Source organism: Paracoccus haematequi (assembly GCF_900631945.1).
In the GTDB taxonomy this organism is placed as follows: Bacteria; Pseudomonadota; Alphaproteobacteria; order Rhodobacterales; family Rhodobacteraceae; genus Paracoccus; species Paracoccus haematequi_A.
In genome coordinates this window covers 1-1,283 of sequence record NZ_UZWE01000105.1, presented here as the reverse complement: position 1 = coordinate 1,283, position 1,283 = coordinate 1, and the positions used below count along the sequence as shown (strand labels likewise).

Here is a 1,283-nt window from a genome sequence, read left to right as displayed (position 1 = left end):
GACGCGATCCGGGCGGGGGCGGGCGACGATGTCGTCTCGGCCGGGGCAGGCGACGACACGGTGCAGGGCCAGGACGGCGACGACCTGCTGCGCGGCGGCAGCGGCGCGGATCAGTTGCTGGGCGAGTCGGGCCGTGACACGCTGTTTGGCGACGAAGGCGAAGACAGCCTGCTGGGCGACGGCGACGACGACCTGCTGTATGGCGGGCTGGATGACGACACCCTGCACGGCGGCGCCGGCAACGACCGCCTCTACGGCGGGGCGGGCGACGATCGCCTGTTCGGAGAGGCAGGCGACGACACCCTGTCGGGCGAGGATGGCAACGACCGGCTGGAGGATCTGTCGGGCAGCAACCACCTGCTCGGCGATGCCGGAAACGACCTGCTGATCGCGGGCCTGTCCCGCGACAGCCTGCGCGGCGGGGCGGGCAGCGACGTGTTGCGGGGGGGCGGCGGCGACGACCTGCTGTGGGGCGACGCCGACAACGACCAGCTGTTCGGAGAGGCGGGGAATGACATCCTGGACGGCGGGACCGGCAACGATACCCTTTACGGGGGGACGGGGGACGACCGGCTGAACGGCAACCTGGGCAACGACACGCTGTATGGCCAGGACGGCAACGATTCGCTGGCCGACTTGCTGGGCAGCAATCGTCTGCTGGGGGACGCGGGCAACGACACTCTGCGCGGCGGCGCGGGGCAGGACTGGCTGTATGGCGGGGCCGACAACGACGACCTGCTGGGCGGCGACGGCGACGACCGCCTGTGGGGCGACGCGGGCAACGACCGCCTGCTGGGCGAAGGCGGCCACGACATCATGCTGGATCTGCTGGGCAACAACCGGCTGGACGGCGGATCGGGCAATGACCGGCTGACAGCGGGCACCGGCCGGGACACGCTGCTGGGCGGCAGCGGCAACGATCTTCTGTATGGCGGCACGGGCAACGATTCCCTGGACGGCGGCAGCGGCAACGACACCCTGTGGGGCGAGGTGGGCAATGACATGCTGACCGATCTGTCGGGCAACAACTTCTTGCGGGGCGGCGCGGGCGACGACCGGCTGACCGCAGGCGCCGGTCACGACACGCTGTATGGCGATGCCGGGAACGATGTCCTGGCGGGAGGGTCGGGCAGTGACGCGATGCGGGGCGGCGCGGGCCACGACCGGCTGCAGGGACAGGCGGGCAATGACAGCGTCTGGGGCGATGACGGCAACGATTCGCTGTGGGGCGATGTCGGCGACGATGCCCTGGCCGGGGGGGCCGGGAACGATGCCATCTGGGG

General features: G+C 71.2%; 1 pseudogene. It reads left to right on the top strand.

The annotated features are described in order from the left end of the window. Nucleotides 1–1,283: pseudogene (locus PARHAE_RS20890) on the top strand (calcium-binding protein); the annotation flags it as partial.